This window comes from Burkholderia sp. Bp8998 (assembly GCF_003854235.1).
GTDB lineage: Bacteria > Pseudomonadota > Gammaproteobacteria > Burkholderiales > Burkholderiaceae > Burkholderia.
Map to the genome: position 1 here is coordinate 79893 of NZ_QTQF01000029.1, position 13533 is coordinate 93425.

Below are 13533 nucleotides of genomic sequence, written 5' to 3' on the forward strand. Positions count from 1 at the left end.
CGGTGAGAGCTGGCGCTTTAGCGCCTTACCCTCGCGATGCCTTTCGTCGGCGTACGCAAGCCAGCCTAAGCTTCCGCCGCATGACATTCGTTCGGCCCGGACCGGCACATCATCGCCGGCCCGAGCCACCTCTATTCGTGAGTCGCCGCCTGCGCGGCCTGGTGCGATCAGCTCGCCGAATGCGCCGTCGCCGCATCGGCCGCGGTCGTACTCGACGACAGCCCGAACGCTTCGCTCGCGCCGGCATCGTCGAGCACGGCCGCGAAGATCGACAACTGCGCGCTGTCGGGCATCGGCGCCTTCAGCGCGGCGACGATCAGCGAGGAAAGCCGCGCGATCATCTGCACGTCGTTCATCGTGCGGCCTTGCGAGAATTCGTCGATCAGGCTTTCGGTTTCAGCACCGGCCAGCGCGCCGGACAGCGCGCCGATCGCGAAATGCAGCCGCCAGCCGAGCTCCGTGCGCGGCAGATGCGGCAGGGCGCGCTGGAATGCGTCGAAGAAGCGGCCTGCGACGCTCGCATAGTGCGCGGTCAGGAAGTTGCGTACGAACGGCGACGGATCGGTGTACGCGCGGCCGATCAGCCGGAGGAACGCGGGGCCGCCGCGCTCGGGGTCGCGCGACGCCTTCAGCGCGGGAATGAACATCGCGCCGAGCACGTGCTCGCAGGTGATGTGCGCACCGAGCTGCGCATCGAAGCGGTCGAGGATGCCGAGGCGTTCCTGGTTGAGCTGATCGAGCCGACGCGACAGCATCGCGTGGATCAGCGCTTCCTTGCTGCCGAAGTGGTAGTTCACCGCGGCGAGGTTCACCGCCGCGCGCGACGTGATCTGCCGCATCGACATCGCCTCGAAGCCATGTTCGATGAACAGGTCCTCGGCCGCATCGAGAATGCGCGCCTTCGTCCCGCCGGTCTGCCGATTGCCGGATGACCGCGTCCCGGACGGCCGTCCCGCGGACGCTCGCCCCTCCTGACTTACTGCCATGTCCCGCCTCCCAATGCCGGTCGCCCGGCCGCGAACAGGTGATTTGATTATCTGATTCAAACAGTCGTTTTTATTAAGATAAAAAAACGCGGGCGGCGCGGGCAAGCGGGGAATCTGGACAAATTCCTCTAGTTCGATGTGCGGATGCGGAAAGTATTTCGCGCGGCCCCGGTGGAACGGGGCACGCGCGATGGTGCGATGCGGCAATGTGCGGGCTCAGCCGACGGTGGTACGCGTATTGACCGATTGCGTCATGTCGATGCCGCGCCGTTCGCGGCTGAACAGGATCAGCACGGCGATCACGACGGCGACGATGCCGGCCACGAGCGCCAGCGCGAAGCTGTAGTTGTTGCCCTTGGAAACCGCGAGCGATGCCTGCATCGTCGCGTTGCCCGACGCGAGCAGGTTGCCGAGCTGGTAGACGACGCCGGGGAAGGTCGCGCGGATCTCGTCGGGCGAGATCTCGTTCAGGTGGACGGGGATCACGCCCCACGCACCCTGTACCGAGATCTGCATCAGGAACGCACCGGCGGCGAGCGCGATCGGGCCGCTCGAGAACGCCCACAGCGGCAGGACCGGCAGCGCGATCAGCGCGGCGATGAAGATTGCGCGACGGCGGCCGATGCGCTCCGAGATCGCGCCGAACGACAGGCCACCGACGATCGCACCGATGTTCAGCACGATCGTGATCCACGACACGGTGTGCGGATCGAAGTGATGCTGTTCGCGCAGGAAGGTCGGGTAAAGATCCTGCGTGCCGTGCGAGAAGAAATTGAACGCGGTCATTAGCACGATCGCATAGATCGTGAGCTTCCAGTTCTGTTGCAGCGTGGCGCCGAGGCTTGGCCGCGGACGCTTTTCCATTTGCTTCCAGGCCGGCGATTCGGGCACGTGCGTGCGCACGTACAGCACGAGCAGCGCGGGCAGCACGCCGACCATGAACATCCCGCGCCAGCCGATGTACTGGTAGAGCAGGCCGAACACGACGGACGCGAGCAGGTAGCCGCTCGGATAGCCGGCCTGCAGCAAGCCCGACACGAAGCCGCGCGCATGGGTTGGCACGGTTTCCATCGTCAGCGCGGAGCCGACGCCCCATTCGCCGCCCATCGCGATGCCGAACAGCGCGCGCAGCACCAGCAGCGCGGTGAGGCTCGGCGCGAAGCCCGACGCGAGCTCGAGCAGCGAATAGCACGCGATATTGACCATCAGCGTCGGACGGCGGCCGAAGCGATCGGCGAGCCGGCCGAAGATCAGTGCGCCGATCGGGCGCATGGCGAGCGTCAGCGTGAGTGCGAACGCGACGGCGGGGATCGTCGACCCGAATTCGGCGGCGATGTCCTTCAGCACGAAGACCATCAGGAAGAAATCGAACGCGTCGAGCGTCCACCCCAGGTAGGCGGCGATCGTGACGTTGCGTTGTTCGCGGGTCCAGCTCATGTCCGGGTCTCCTCGTTGGCTTGCGCGCTCACGATCCGCCGGCGGATGCCGGCCCGGCTTGCGCGCGGCGCGGGGGCATGGATCGAGTGTAGGCCGCGGCGCCGTGCGATGCGGGGCGCGATAACCGCGAATCGGGAATAATCCCTATGAAATGATCTGTTGAGAAAACGGAAATGAGCGTGCGCGAGGCAGGCGACAGGCGTCTGTATCATTTCTGAAGGCTTTTTGGTATCAGTTATGTAATGTGCGCGATGCGCATCGCCACCGAATCAGGAGTCCCGATGACCGAACCATCCGTTGCCGCGTTGCCCGTCCTGGAGACCGGGCGGCTGTGGCTGCGCCCGCGCGTGCTGGCCGACCTCGACGCGAGCATCGAGATGGATCGCGATCCCGAGGTCACGCGGTATATCGCGGGTCCGTGGCACGACCCGGATGAACATCGCCGCTTCGTCACGCACCGGATCACACGCGCCTATCCGTCGGGCCTCGGCTACTGGTCGATCTTCGAGAAGACCGCGCCCGATGCGTTCATCGGCTGGATCCTGCTGATTCCCGACTATGCGGACGGCGGGCACGACGTCGAGATCGGCTGGCGACTCGTGCGCGCGGCGTGGGGGCGCGGCATCGCGTGCGAAGCTGCAGCGGCCGTCGTGCGTCACGCGTTCGACACCGTGCGGCTGCCGCGCGTGATCGCCGATATCGCGGAGGCGAACGCGGGCTCGCTGAACGTCGCGCGCAAGCTCGGGATGCGGCGCGTGAGCGTCGTTCACGACGGAATTCCTTACGTTCGCCATCGCCTCGAACGCGATGACCTGCGTGCATAGTGTCGCGTCGCGCACGAGCGCGGCCGGTTGTCAGAGATGGTCAAGCCCAAGCGTATCGAGGTCGCGACGTATTAACGGCTCGGAAGATCAGGAGTATCGTTGCCGGAAATTCGCGACATAGGGTACGACCATGGCACTCGGCAACGACGTTCATCTCATTCCCGTCCGGCTCGACGCACTGCGTCCGACGCAAATGACGGTCGGCTATCGCGAAGTGAAAGCGAAGCGCAAGCACTGGAAGTCGCTCGACAAGCGCGCACGCAAGGCCGCGATCGAGTCGCACTGGTTTCCGGCCGTCCTCGGCCCGGGCGGCTTGCACTACATCACTGACCATCACCATCTCGGCCTCGCGCTGATCGAGGAAGGGGAGGCGCGCGTGAACGCGATGCTGCTGAAGGATCTGTCCTGGCTCGACGACACGATCTTCTGGCGGATGATGGAACATAACCAGTGGGTGCATCCGTTCGGCGCGGATGGCTCGCGGCGTGACTACGCCCATCTGCCGAAGGTGCTGACGGGGCTCGAGGACGATCCGTACCGGAGCCTCGCTGGCGAGCTGCGCACGGCCGGCGGCTACGCGAAGGATGCGACGCCGTTCAGCGAATTCCTGTGGGCCGACTATCTGCGCCAGCACGTGACGCTCGACCAGATCCGCAAGAACTTCGCGAAGGCGCTCGACGTCTCGCTGCGGCGGGCACACGATCAGGACGCGCGCTATCTGCCCGGCTGGTCGGGTGTCATCGCCGTCAAACCCTGACACGCGCCCGGCGCCTACCGCCTCATGACGACCGCCCAGCCACATCCGGATGCCGGCCCGCAGCATCCCGAGCATTTCGCTGCACTCGATGCAGCGTCACCGCGACCCACGCAGCGCATCGGCCTCGATGCACTGGCCGGCCTGTCGATCGCCGGGCTGCTGATTCCCGAGGCGGTCGCGTATGCGGGGCTCGCCAACCTGCCGCCGCAGGCCGGTCTCATCGCGCTGCTGTCGGGACTCGTCGTCTACGCGCTGACCGGCAGCAGCCGCTTTGCGATCGTGTCGTCGACGTCATCGTCGGCGGCCGTCCTCGCGGCGACCGTGCTGGCCGAATCAGGGATGGCGCTTGCCGCGCAGCTCGCGCTGGCGGCCGCGCTCGTCGCGATGACCGGCGTGCTGTTCATCCTGGCGGGCGTCGCGCGGCTGGGCGGCATGTCGGATTTCGTCGCGCGTCCAGTCCTGCGCGGTTTCACGTTCGGCCTGGCGCTGACGATCGTCATCAAGCAGCTGCCGAAGATTCTCGCGATCTCCGTGCAGCACAGCGATGCGCCGCGCGTCGCGCTCGACCTCGTCACCGGCGCACCGCATGCGAACCTCGCGAGCGTCGCGCTCGGCGCGACCGCGCTCGCGCTGCTGTTCCTGCTCGGGCGCAGCAAGCGCGTGCCGGCCACGCTCGTCGTGATCGTGCTGTCGATCGCGGCCGGCTACGTGCTCGACTGGCAGCACTACGGGATCGCGATCGTCGGACACATCGATTTCCAGCACCTCGAGTTCGGGCTGCCGCATCTCGACCGCAACGCATGGATGCAGACGGTCGAGCTCGCTTTCGCGCTGATGCTGATCCTGTATGCGGAATCGTACGGATCGATCCGCAACTTCGCGCTGAAGCACGGCGACAGCGTGTCGGCCAATCGCGATCTGGTCGCGATCGGCTGTGCGAATCTCGTGTCGGGGCTGCTGCACGGGATGCCGGTCGGGGCCGGCTATTCGGCGACGTCGGCGAACGAGGCGGCCGGCGCGCAATCGCGCTTCTCGAGCCTGTGGGCAGCCGGCGTGGTCGCGCTGATCGTATGGTTGCTGCTGCCGCAGCTTGCTCGCACGCCGGAGCCCGTGCTTGCGGCGATCGTGATCTTCGCGGTCAGCCACTCGCTGCATCCGTCGGTGTTCCGGCCGTACTGGGTATGGCATCGCGACCGGCTCGTCGTGATCGCTGCGCTGCTCGCGGTGCTCGTGCTCGGCGTGCTGCACGGGCTGCTCGCGGCCATCGGCGTGAGCCTGCTGCTGACGCTGCGCAAGTTGTCGGAGCCGAACGTCAGCGTGCTCGGCCGGCTGCGCGACGGGCACGACTTCGTCGACGTCGCGAATCACGCCGATGCCAAGCCGGTGCCCGGTGTGCTGATCGTGCGCCCCGAGGCGCAGCTGTTCTTCGCGAACGCCGACCGGATGCTCAATCGCGTGCGCGCGCTGATGAAGGCCGCGCCCGATACTCACGTCGTGATGCTGAGTCTCGAGGAAACGCCGGATGTCGACGGCACGACGATCGAGTCGTTGCGCACGTTCGCGGCCGAATGCGCGGCACGCAGGCTGCAGTTCGCGATCGTGCGGCTCAAGGAGCACGCGCTGCATGCGCTGCGCCGTGCGTCCGACGATACGCTGCGCGACGATGCGATGTCCGAACTGAGTGTCGACGAGAGCCTGCAACTGCTGCAGGCGCGCGGCAATGGTGGGAGGCGTGGTGCGTGACCCGTCAGGCGCGCGCGCTCATGCGCGGGGAGCAGGTTCTGCATCGCATCGATGTCGCGTCGCACGATGTCGAGCACGTCGGCGGGCGGGGGAAGCAGCATGTCGTGCGAGCGGCGGCCAAGCCCGTCGCCCGCGAAATTGACGAGCGCCGTCTCGATGCGCATCCGGTCGAGATGGACGCCGATGCCGAACGCGCCGCGCGGATCGAGACGGATCAGCGATGCCCGCTGGCCGCGCTGGCCTTCGGTGCGGCCGGCGAATTCGATCAGCTTCGCGTCGGCGAGCGACGCGATGATGCTGCCGACCGCCGTGCCCGTCATACTCGCGAGGCGGGCGAGGTCGGCCTTCGACGCGCTGCCCGCACGGCGCAGCGTCTTCAACAGCAGGCGCTCGTCGTAACGGCGCACGTTGGCCGGGTTGCTTCCCTGGCCGATGTGCGGGCTTCTCATGGCGTCTCCTTCAGTCGCGCCGGTTGCCGGCACATTAAATAAAGCACGTTGATTTGTTTAACCGCGCGTGTGATGGGATGTCAGCCTAGGGAAATTCCGATTTCGTTCCCGGATGAAGGCGGGGGCTCGGGTTGACTGGATGTGGGCGGCGCGCGCGGCTGGAGATTTTCGAATTCGTCTGATGGATTTGTCGCTTGCCGCGCGTCACGATTACCGGTCGGGCTGTGTATGACACGACGGCTCGAACGCGGCGATGCCTGCCGGGGCCGGGCGGTGTGGCACCGGCTGCGTCGCTTGTTCATCCGACACGGCGCGGCGGCAGCCGTCCCGCGTCTGCCTTATTCGGGAGAAAACACATGCATCGCGCGACACGTCCTTCGATATCGCTACTCGAACCTTACACCGGCAGCGAACCGCTGCCGCTTTACGCGACGACGGTGACCGTCACCGGCGGTGAATCGGCGCACGGACGGTCGTCCGGACGTGCACGATCCGCCACCGGCGAACTCGATGTGTCGTTGCGACTGCCGGTTGAACTGGGTGGCGCGGGTGGCGGCACGAATCCGGAGCAGTTGTTCGCGGCCGGCTTCGCGGCATGTTTTCATGGCGCGTTGACGCTGGTTGCGACGAAACGCCGGATTCGACTGCCGGCCAATCTCGTGATCTCGGCCAGTGCAACGTTTCAGCGCGACCCGGCGGATGGCTTGTTCGCGATCGTGCTCGATGTCGAAGTCGGCATGCCGGGTGTTGGCGCCGATGATGCCCGTGATCTCGTCGCGGAGACCGAGGCGATTTGTCCTTACGCGAAGATGGCGCGGGAGGGGATTCGGCACACCGTGCGCGTTACCGGGACGGTGTGAGTCGCGATGTGAGGTGGATATTGCGCTTTCCGGAAGCGGAAATGAAAAAGGCCGGCTAGAAGCCGACCTTTTTAAAAACAGATGGTGCCCAGGAGAGGACTCGAACCTCCACGATGTTGCCACCGCTAGGACCTGAACCTAGTGCGTCTACCAATTCCGCCACCTGGGCACGTTTCGCTTGCTGCGATGCGAAGACCGCTATTCTAGCGTGTCTGATGGATCTGTCAACAGAATTTGAGGTCGCGAACGAAAATAATTGGATGGCTTGGTTGCGGTGCTGGAGGAGGGCGCATGCGACAACGCATGCATCGTGGCGTCCGGAGTGCGGACAAATGCTGGTGAGTGCGCGCGTCGCGATTCGGCGCCGGAAATGAAAAAAGGCCGGCTAGAAGCCGACCTTTTTAAAAACAGATGGTGCCCAGGAGAGGACTCGAACCTCCACGATGTTGCCACCGCTAGGACCTGAACCTAGTGCGTCTACCAATTCCGCCACCTGGGCACGTTTTGCAGTAGCTGCTTGCTGCAAAGAAGTGAAATTATAGCGCGCCTGGAGAGGCTGTCAACAGAATTTGATCGATGGCGATAAAAATATCGCGCGTTGCCTGTTCGAGGCATCAGGCGCCGATCGGTTCCGCGCGCTTTGCCGTGAAATTCCAGCGCAGCGCTTCGCTCGCGTCGACGCGGGCGGGCAGCAGACCGGCCGCGAAAAACGTATCGGCGATCTTCTGCTGCTCGCCGAAGTTCTGCGTGACCACGTCGCGCACGAGATAGCTGCGTCGCGCGTTCGCACGCTCGATCGTCTTCGCGTCGAGCCCCCAGATCGGCGCGAGGGTATCGGCAGCCTCTTGCTGGTGTTCGCGCAGCCAAGTACCAGCCTGCGACAGGCGGTCGAAGACGATCTGGATGACGTCCGGACGCGCGGCAGCAAAGCTGCTCGATGCGAGGTAATAGCGCTGGTACGAAGCAAGCCCGTTGCCGTCGGCCAGAATCCGCACGTCGGGATTCGCATCGACGGACGCGACATACGGATCCCACGTGATCCACGCGTCGACACTGCCGCGCTCGAACGCCGCGCGACCGTCCGCCGGTGTCAGGTAGTGGATCGCCGTGTCGGCAGGGGCGAGCCTGGCGCGCGTGAGTGCGGCAAGCAGCAGGTAGTGGCTGCCGGCAGCCTTCGTGACGGCGATGCGCTTGGCCCTGAGGTCGGCGAGCGTGCGCAGCGCGCTGTCGCGCTTGACGATGATGGCCTGCGCTTTCGGTGACGGCGCTTCCTGCGCGACGTACACGAAGCGCGCATGCGCGGCCTGTGCGAAGACAGGAACCGTGTCGGCGACGTCGGCGCTGAAATCGACCGCGCCGACGTTGAGTGCTTCGGTCAGCGGCAAGCCGCTCGCGAATTCATGCCACGACACGCGCAGGCCAAGCGGCGCGAGCGACTGCTCCAGCGCGCCGCGCGTCTTGAGCAGCGCAATGAGCGTCGACGATTTCTGGTATCCGATGCGCAGCGTGGATGGTGTGCTCTCTGCGTGCGTGCGGATGCCGGCGACGCCGAGGCCGGCGGCCAGTATCGCGCGCGTGAACGCTCGGCGGTTCATCGACATCATGGGGCGAACTCCTCGTTGGTTGCGTTGAAAGCAAGGCGGCTAACGTACCAACGGGGAGGGCAATCGATAACCGATTAATTCTGCTATTGATCGGAGCGGCGGGCATATGGCGCGACCAGTACGCACAATGTGAGGCCGGAAATGAAAAAAGGCCGGCTAGAAGCCGACCTTTTTAAAAACAGATGGTGCCCAGGAGAGGACTCGAACCTCCACGATGTTGCCACCGCTAGGACCTGAACCTAGTGCGTCTACCAATTCCGCCACCTGGGCACGTTTTGCAGTAGCTGCTTGCTGCAAAGAAGCGGAATTATAGCGCCCCAATTAATCGTGTCAACACTTTTTTGCGATGCATCGTAAACCGGCCGCCGCGGCGCGTGCACGCGGCATTCGCGTCATTTGGCAACACAGGCGGGTGATAGAATGGTCCGCCGCCGTCACTATAGAACTGTCTGACGGACACTTCTATGTTGATGCCGTGCACCATCAGTCAACGCAACGAGAACAATCATCGACAAACCCTTGAGCAAATATCCGTACCCCATTCCGAGCCGTGAAGAAATTCTCGGCGTGCTGCGTACGAGCGACGCGCCGCTGGCAGCCAACGACATCGCCGAAGCGCTGTCGATCAAGCGTCAGGAGCGCGAGGGGTTCTTCCGGCGTGTCGCCGCGATGGAACGCGACGGCCAGATCCGCCTCGACAAGCGCGGCCACTACCAGCTCACCCATCCGTCGAACTTCGTTGCCGGTCGCGTGCAGGGGCATCGCGACGGCTACGGGTTCGTGATCCGTGACGACGGCCAGGACGACCTGTTCTTGCCGAACGGCGAAATGCAGAAGGTCATGCACAACGACCGCGTGCTCGCGCGGATCGTCGGCTACGATCGCCGCGGCCGCCCGGAAGGGCACGTCGTCGAAGTCACCGAGCGCGCGAACAAGCGCGTGATCGGCCGTCTGCTCAACGAGAACGGCGCGCTGATCGTCGCACCCGAAGACAAGCGCATCGGCCATGACATCCTGATCACGCAGAACGTGAAGAAGGCGAAGGTCGGGCAGGTCGTGGTCGTTGAACTGACCGACTTCCCGAGCCGCCATTCCCAACCGCTCGGCCGCGTGGTCGAAGTGCTCGGCGACATCGACGATCCGGGCATGGAAATCGAGATCGCCGTGCGCAAGTACGGCGTGCCGCACGAATTCAGCCAGCCGGCGCTCGACGAAGCCGCCGCGCTGCCGGACAAGGTGCGGCCAACCGATCTGCGCTTCCGTGTCGATCTGCGCGACGTCCCGCTCGTGACGATCGACGGCGAGGATGCCCGCGACTTCGACGATGCCGTCTACTGCGAGCCGACCAAGGTCGGTCGCGGCGATGGCTTCCGCCTGATCGTCGCGATCGCCGACGTGTCGCACTACGTGCAGCCGGGCAACGGCCTCGATACCGACGCGCTCGAACGCAGCACGTCGGTCTATTTCCCGCGCCGCGTGATCCCGATGCTGCCGGAGAAGCTGTCGAACGGGCTGTGTTCGCTGAATCCCCAGGTCGACCGCTGCGTGCTCGCGTGCGACATGGTGATTACCGCGCGCGGCGAGATCAAGGCGTACCAGTTCTATCCGGCCGTGATCCATTCGGCCGCGCGTCTGACGTACACCGAAGTCGCGGCCGTGCTGTCGAACACGAAGGGGCCGGAGGCGGCGCGACGCGCGGACCTGCTGCCGCACCTGCAGGACCTGTACGGCGTCTACAAGGCGCTGTTCGCCGCACGTCAGAAGCGTGGCGCGATCGACTTCGACACGACCGAGACGTACATCGTCTGCAACTCGCAGGGCAAGATCGAACAGATCGTGCCGCGTCAGCGCAATGACGCGCACAAGCTGATCGAGGAATGCATGCTGGCCGCGAACGTCTGCGCGGCCGATTTCCTGAAGCGCAACAAGCACCCGGGCCTGTACCGCGTGCACGCGGGCCCGACGCCGGAGAAGCTCGAGAACCTGCGCGCGTTCCTGCGCGGCATGGGCCTGTCGCTCGGCGGCGGCGACAAGCCGCATGCGAGCGACTACGCGGCGCTGATGGCGCAGATCCGCGACCGACCCGACGCGCAGATGCTGCAGCCGATGCTGCTGCGCTCGATGCAGCAGGCCGTCTACAGCCCGGACAACATCGGTCACTTCGGTCTCGCCTATGAGGCGTATGCGCACTTCACGAGCCCGATCCGCCGCTACCCCGACCTGCTCACGCACCGCGCGATCTACGCGATCCTGTCCGGCAAGAAGTACGCGCCGAAGGCGCCGGACGGCTTCGAGCTGAACACCGCGCTGTCGCCGCGCGCCCGTGCGATGCAGCAGGCCGACGACGAATCGCGCGGTCGTTCGCGCTCGAACACGGCGATCTGGGAAGAACTCGGCCTGCACTGCTCGGCGAACGAGCGGCGTGCCGACGAAGCGTCGCGCGACGTCGAAGCCTGGCTCAAGTGCTATTTCATGCGCGACAAGCTCGGCGAGGAGTACGGCGGGATGGTGAACGGCGTCACGTCGTTCGGCATCTTCGTGCAGCTCGATACGCTGTTCATCGAAGGGCTCGTGCACGTCACGGAACTCGGCTCGGACTACTTCCAGTACGACGAGATCAAGAACGAGTTGCGCGGCGAGCGCACGGGCATCCGTTATCGCCTGTCGGATCGCGTGCGCGTGCAGGTGAGCCGCGTCGATCTCGACGCGCGCAAGATCGATTTCCGCCTCGTGCGCGACACGCCGGTGAAGGCGCCGCGTCCGGCACCGGTGCCGGCTGTCGCCGTCAACGGTAACGATCGCGGCGGCCCGCGCGTGCGCTCGTTGCCGCCGGTGGAGGACGCCGCGCCGCGCCGCAAGAAGGCGCCCGGCGCACCGACCGCCGCGGTGAAGGAAGCACGTGCCGCGCGCGCCGCGAAGAAGAAGGGCGGCGCGGTGGCGAAGACGCCCGCGAAGAAGGTGCACGCCCGCAAGAAGTATTGAGCGTTCGGGGCGGCGCACGCGCACGCCCTTGCAGTATCGAGAGACGCCGCGTTCTGCCGGTCACCGGCCGGCAACGCGGCGCTTTCCTTTTCCATGGATCGCGGCTGCACCCATCATGCGGCCGCACGTTTGATCGAAGGTTGTTCCAGTCATGTCACGTCTGAAGGTTCTTTACGGTTTTCATGCGGTGACCGCACGTTTGCGGCACGATGCGTCGACGGTTGCGGAGGTGCTGTACGACCAGACGCGCCGCGATCGCCGCATGCAGGACTTCCTGCACGCCGCGAAGGAAGCGGGCGTGCGGCTGATTGCGGCCGACGAAACCCGCCTGTGGGGCCTCGCGCATACCGAGCGCCACCAGGGTGTCGTCGCGCGCGTCGAGGATGTCCCGCTCGCACAGAACCTGTCCGAGCTGCTTGACGGCATCCAGGGCCCGGCGCTGCTGCTGGTGCTCGACGGTGTCACCGATCCGCACAACCTCGGCGCATGCCTGCGCGTCGCCGATTCGGCCGGCGCGCATGCGGTGATCGCGCCGCGTGACCGCGCGGTCGGCCTGAACGCGACCGCGGCGAAGGTCGCGAGCGGCGCGGCCGACACGGTGCCGTACATCACGGTCACGAACCTCGCTCGCGCGTTGCGCGAGCTGAAGGAAGCGGGCGTGTGGATCATCGGCACGTCGGACGAGGCGTCGGGGACGCTGTACGACACGAAGCTCGACGGCCCCGTCGCCATCGTGATGGGTGCGGAAGGCGAAGGCATGCGCCGGCTCACGCGCGACACCTGCGACGAAGTGATGAGCATCCCGATGGCCGGCAGCGTGGAAAGCCTGAACGTGTCGGTCGCGAGCGGCGTCTGCCTGTACGAAGCGGTGCGGCAACGGCGCGTGAAGGGCTGACGCACGCGGTCCCGCGCGATGCGCGGGCCGCCACGACCCGAACGACGCGTGCCGCGACTACGCGCGGCACGCGCCTCCCGGAACTCGCGGACCATGACCCTGTTTCGCCTCGGCGCCTCGTGCGTCATCCTTGGCCTGCTGGCCGCCTGCACGTCGCCGTCGCTGGTCGAGCGCGGCACCTATTACGCCGATACGAGCCCGCATGCGCGCGGCGCCGATTCGCGGATCCGCTTTCTCGTGATGCATTACACCGAAAGCGACGAAGCGAATTCGCTGCACACGCTGACGGGCGATTCGGTCAGCGCGCACTACGTCGTGCCGCCGCAACCGCGCATCGAACACGGGATGCCGGTCGTCTACCAGCTCGTTTCCGAATCGAAACGCGCATGGCACGCGGGCATCAGCGAATGGCAGGGCACGACCGAACTCAACGCGGCGTCGATCGGCATCGAGAACGTGAACCGCGGCCCGCTCGATCCGCAAAATCGCACGTGGCAGCCGTATCCGCCCGAACAGGTCGATGCGCTGATCCGTCTGTCGAAAGATATCGTCGCGCGCTACCGGATTCCGCCGACACGCGTGGTCGGACACAGCGACATCGCGCCCCAGCGCAAGATCGATCCGGGGCCGCTGTTCCCGTGGCATGCGCTCGCGCAAGCTGGCGTCGGCGCGTGGCCGGACGATGCGGCCGTTGCCGCGCGGCTCGGCGGCCGCGATCCGCACGCGCTCGTCGATGTGCGCGAACTGCAGCTCAAGCTCGCGCGCTACGGCTACGACGTGCCGACCGACGGCGTGCTCGACGCACGCACGCGACGCGTGTTCGCGGCGTTCCAGATGCATTTCCGGCCGGCCGACTATGCGGGTAATCCGGACGCCGGGACCGATGCGATCGCGCAGGCGTTGCTCGACAAGTATTTCGCCGCCACGCCGCCGGCGGGCGACGCGTCCGCCACCGGCGCGCCATGATCGCCGGCGTGCCCGGCGCCGATCGCACCG

Annotated in this window: 10 protein-coding genes, 3 tRNA genes and 1 pseudogene; 7 read left to right on the forward strand and 7 right to left on the reverse strand. The window is 65.9% G+C overall.

The annotated features are described in order from the left end of the window. Positions 1–167: 167 nt before the first annotated feature. A complete protein-coding gene (locus DIE06_RS26065) occupies positions 168–986 on the reverse strand; it encodes a TetR/AcrR family transcriptional regulator (protein WP_124663849.1) in 819 nt (272 codons plus the stop codon). 216 nt (positions 987–1202) lie between these two features. After that, on the reverse strand, positions 1203–2423 hold the full coding sequence (locus tag DIE06_RS26070) for an MFS transporter (protein WP_124663850.1): 1221 nt from the start codon (positions 2421–2423) through the stop codon (positions 1203–1205). A 281-nt stretch (positions 2424–2704) separates the two neighbouring features. Between DIE06_RS26070 and DIE06_RS26075 the strand changes: the two genes are divergently transcribed. From DIE06_RS26075 to DIE06_RS26085, 3 genes are all read left to right on the forward strand, one after another. Then, complete coding sequence (locus DIE06_RS26075; RefSeq protein WP_124663851.1) at positions 2705–3247, forward strand: GNAT family N-acetyltransferase; 543 nt, start codon at positions 2705–2707, stop codon at positions 3245–3247. Between the two features lie 130 nt (positions 3248–3377). Further along, entirely contained in the window at positions 3378–4004 is a 627-nt protein-coding gene (locus DIE06_RS26080) for a ParB-like protein (RefSeq protein WP_124663852.1), read from the forward strand. A gap of 24 nt (positions 4005–4028) precedes the next feature. Next, positions 4029–5747: a SulP family inorganic anion transporter gene (locus DIE06_RS26085; RefSeq protein WP_124663853.1), complete on the forward strand. Its 1719-nt coding sequence runs from the start codon at positions 4029–4031 to the stop codon at positions 5745–5747. On the opposite strand, the pseudogene DIE06_RS26090 reads toward DIE06_RS26085, so the two are convergent. Continuing rightward, a pseudogene (locus tag DIE06_RS26090) lies at positions 5747–6196 on the reverse strand (N-acylmannosamine kinase); the annotation flags it as partial. The gene DIE06_RS26085 and the pseudogene DIE06_RS26090 overlap by 1 nt on opposite strands. 356 nt (positions 6197–6552) lie before the next feature. Here DIE06_RS26090 and DIE06_RS26095 point away from each other — a divergent pair. Then, a complete protein-coding gene (locus DIE06_RS26095) occupies positions 6553–7056 on the forward strand; it encodes an Ohr family peroxiredoxin (protein WP_124663872.1) in 504 nt (167 codons plus the stop codon). Between the two features lie 82 nt (positions 7057–7138). Here DIE06_RS26095 and DIE06_RS26100 read toward each other — a convergent pair. From DIE06_RS26100 to DIE06_RS26115, 4 genes are all read right to left on the reverse strand, one after another. Continuing rightward, a tRNA-Leu gene (locus DIE06_RS26100) sits at positions 7139–7225 on the reverse strand. Positions 7226–7468: 243 nt separating this feature from the next. Beyond that, a tRNA-Leu gene (locus DIE06_RS26105) sits at positions 7469–7555 on the reverse strand. A 115-nt stretch (positions 7556–7670) separates the two neighbouring features. Further along, on the reverse strand, positions 7671–8660 hold the full coding sequence (locus DIE06_RS26110) for an aliphatic sulfonate ABC transporter substrate-binding protein (RefSeq protein ID WP_124663854.1): 990 nt from the start codon (positions 8658–8660) through the stop codon (positions 7671–7673). 183 nt (positions 8661–8843) lie between these two features. Next, positions 8844–8930 (reverse strand) — tRNA-Leu (locus DIE06_RS26115). 249 nt (positions 8931–9179) lie between these two features. Here DIE06_RS26115 and rnr point away from each other — a divergent pair. The 3 genes from rnr (at position 9180) to DIE06_RS26130 (ending at position 13503) form a co-directional block, all read left to right on the forward strand. Beyond that, on the forward strand, positions 9180–11642 hold the full coding sequence (rnr, locus tag DIE06_RS26120) for a ribonuclease R (RefSeq protein WP_124663855.1): 2463 nt from the start codon (positions 9180–9182) through the stop codon (positions 11640–11642). Between the two features lie 151 nt (positions 11643–11793). Then, positions 11794–12537, forward strand: a complete 744-nt coding sequence (gene rlmB / locus DIE06_RS26125; protein ID WP_124663856.1) for a 23S rRNA (guanosine(2251)-2'-O)-methyltransferase RlmB — start codon at positions 11794–11796, stop codon at positions 12535–12537. Positions 12538–12630: 93 nt separating this feature from the next. Then, a complete protein-coding gene (locus DIE06_RS26130; protein WP_124663857.1) occupies positions 12631–13503 on the forward strand; it encodes an N-acetylmuramoyl-L-alanine amidase in 873 nt (290 codons plus the stop codon). Positions 13504–13533 lie beyond the last annotated feature (30 nt).

Coding starts and splice junctions, on each gene's coding strand:
- DIE06_RS26080 (WP_124663852.1), top strand. CDS start 3,378: ATGGCACTCGGCAACGACGTTCATCTCATTCCCGTCCGGCTCGACGCA.
- DIE06_RS26075 (WP_124663851.1), top strand. CDS start 2,705: ATGACCGAACCATCCGTTGCCGCGTTGCCCGTCCTGGAGACCGGGCGG.
- DIE06_RS26065 (WP_124663849.1), bottom strand. CDS start 986: ATGGCAGTAAGTCAGGAGGGGCGAGCGTCCGCGGGACGGCCGTCCGGG.
- DIE06_RS26070 (WP_124663850.1), bottom strand. CDS start 2,423: ATGAGCTGGACCCGCGAACAACGCAACGTCACGATCGCCGCCTACCTG.
- DIE06_RS26085 (WP_124663853.1), top strand. CDS start 4,029: ATGACGACCGCCCAGCCACATCCGGATGCCGGCCCGCAGCATCCCGAG.
- DIE06_RS26130 (WP_124663857.1), top strand. CDS start 12,631: ATGACCCTGTTTCGCCTCGGCGCCTCGTGCGTCATCCTTGGCCTGCTG.
- DIE06_RS26095 (WP_124663872.1), top strand. CDS start 6,553: ATGCATCGCGCGACACGTCCTTCGATATCGCTACTCGAACCTTACACC.
- DIE06_RS26110 (WP_124663854.1), bottom strand. CDS start 8,660: ATGATGTCGATGAACCGCCGAGCGTTCACGCGCGCGATACTGGCCGCC.
- rlmB (WP_124663856.1), top strand. CDS start 11,794: ATGTCACGTCTGAAGGTTCTTTACGGTTTTCATGCGGTGACCGCACGT.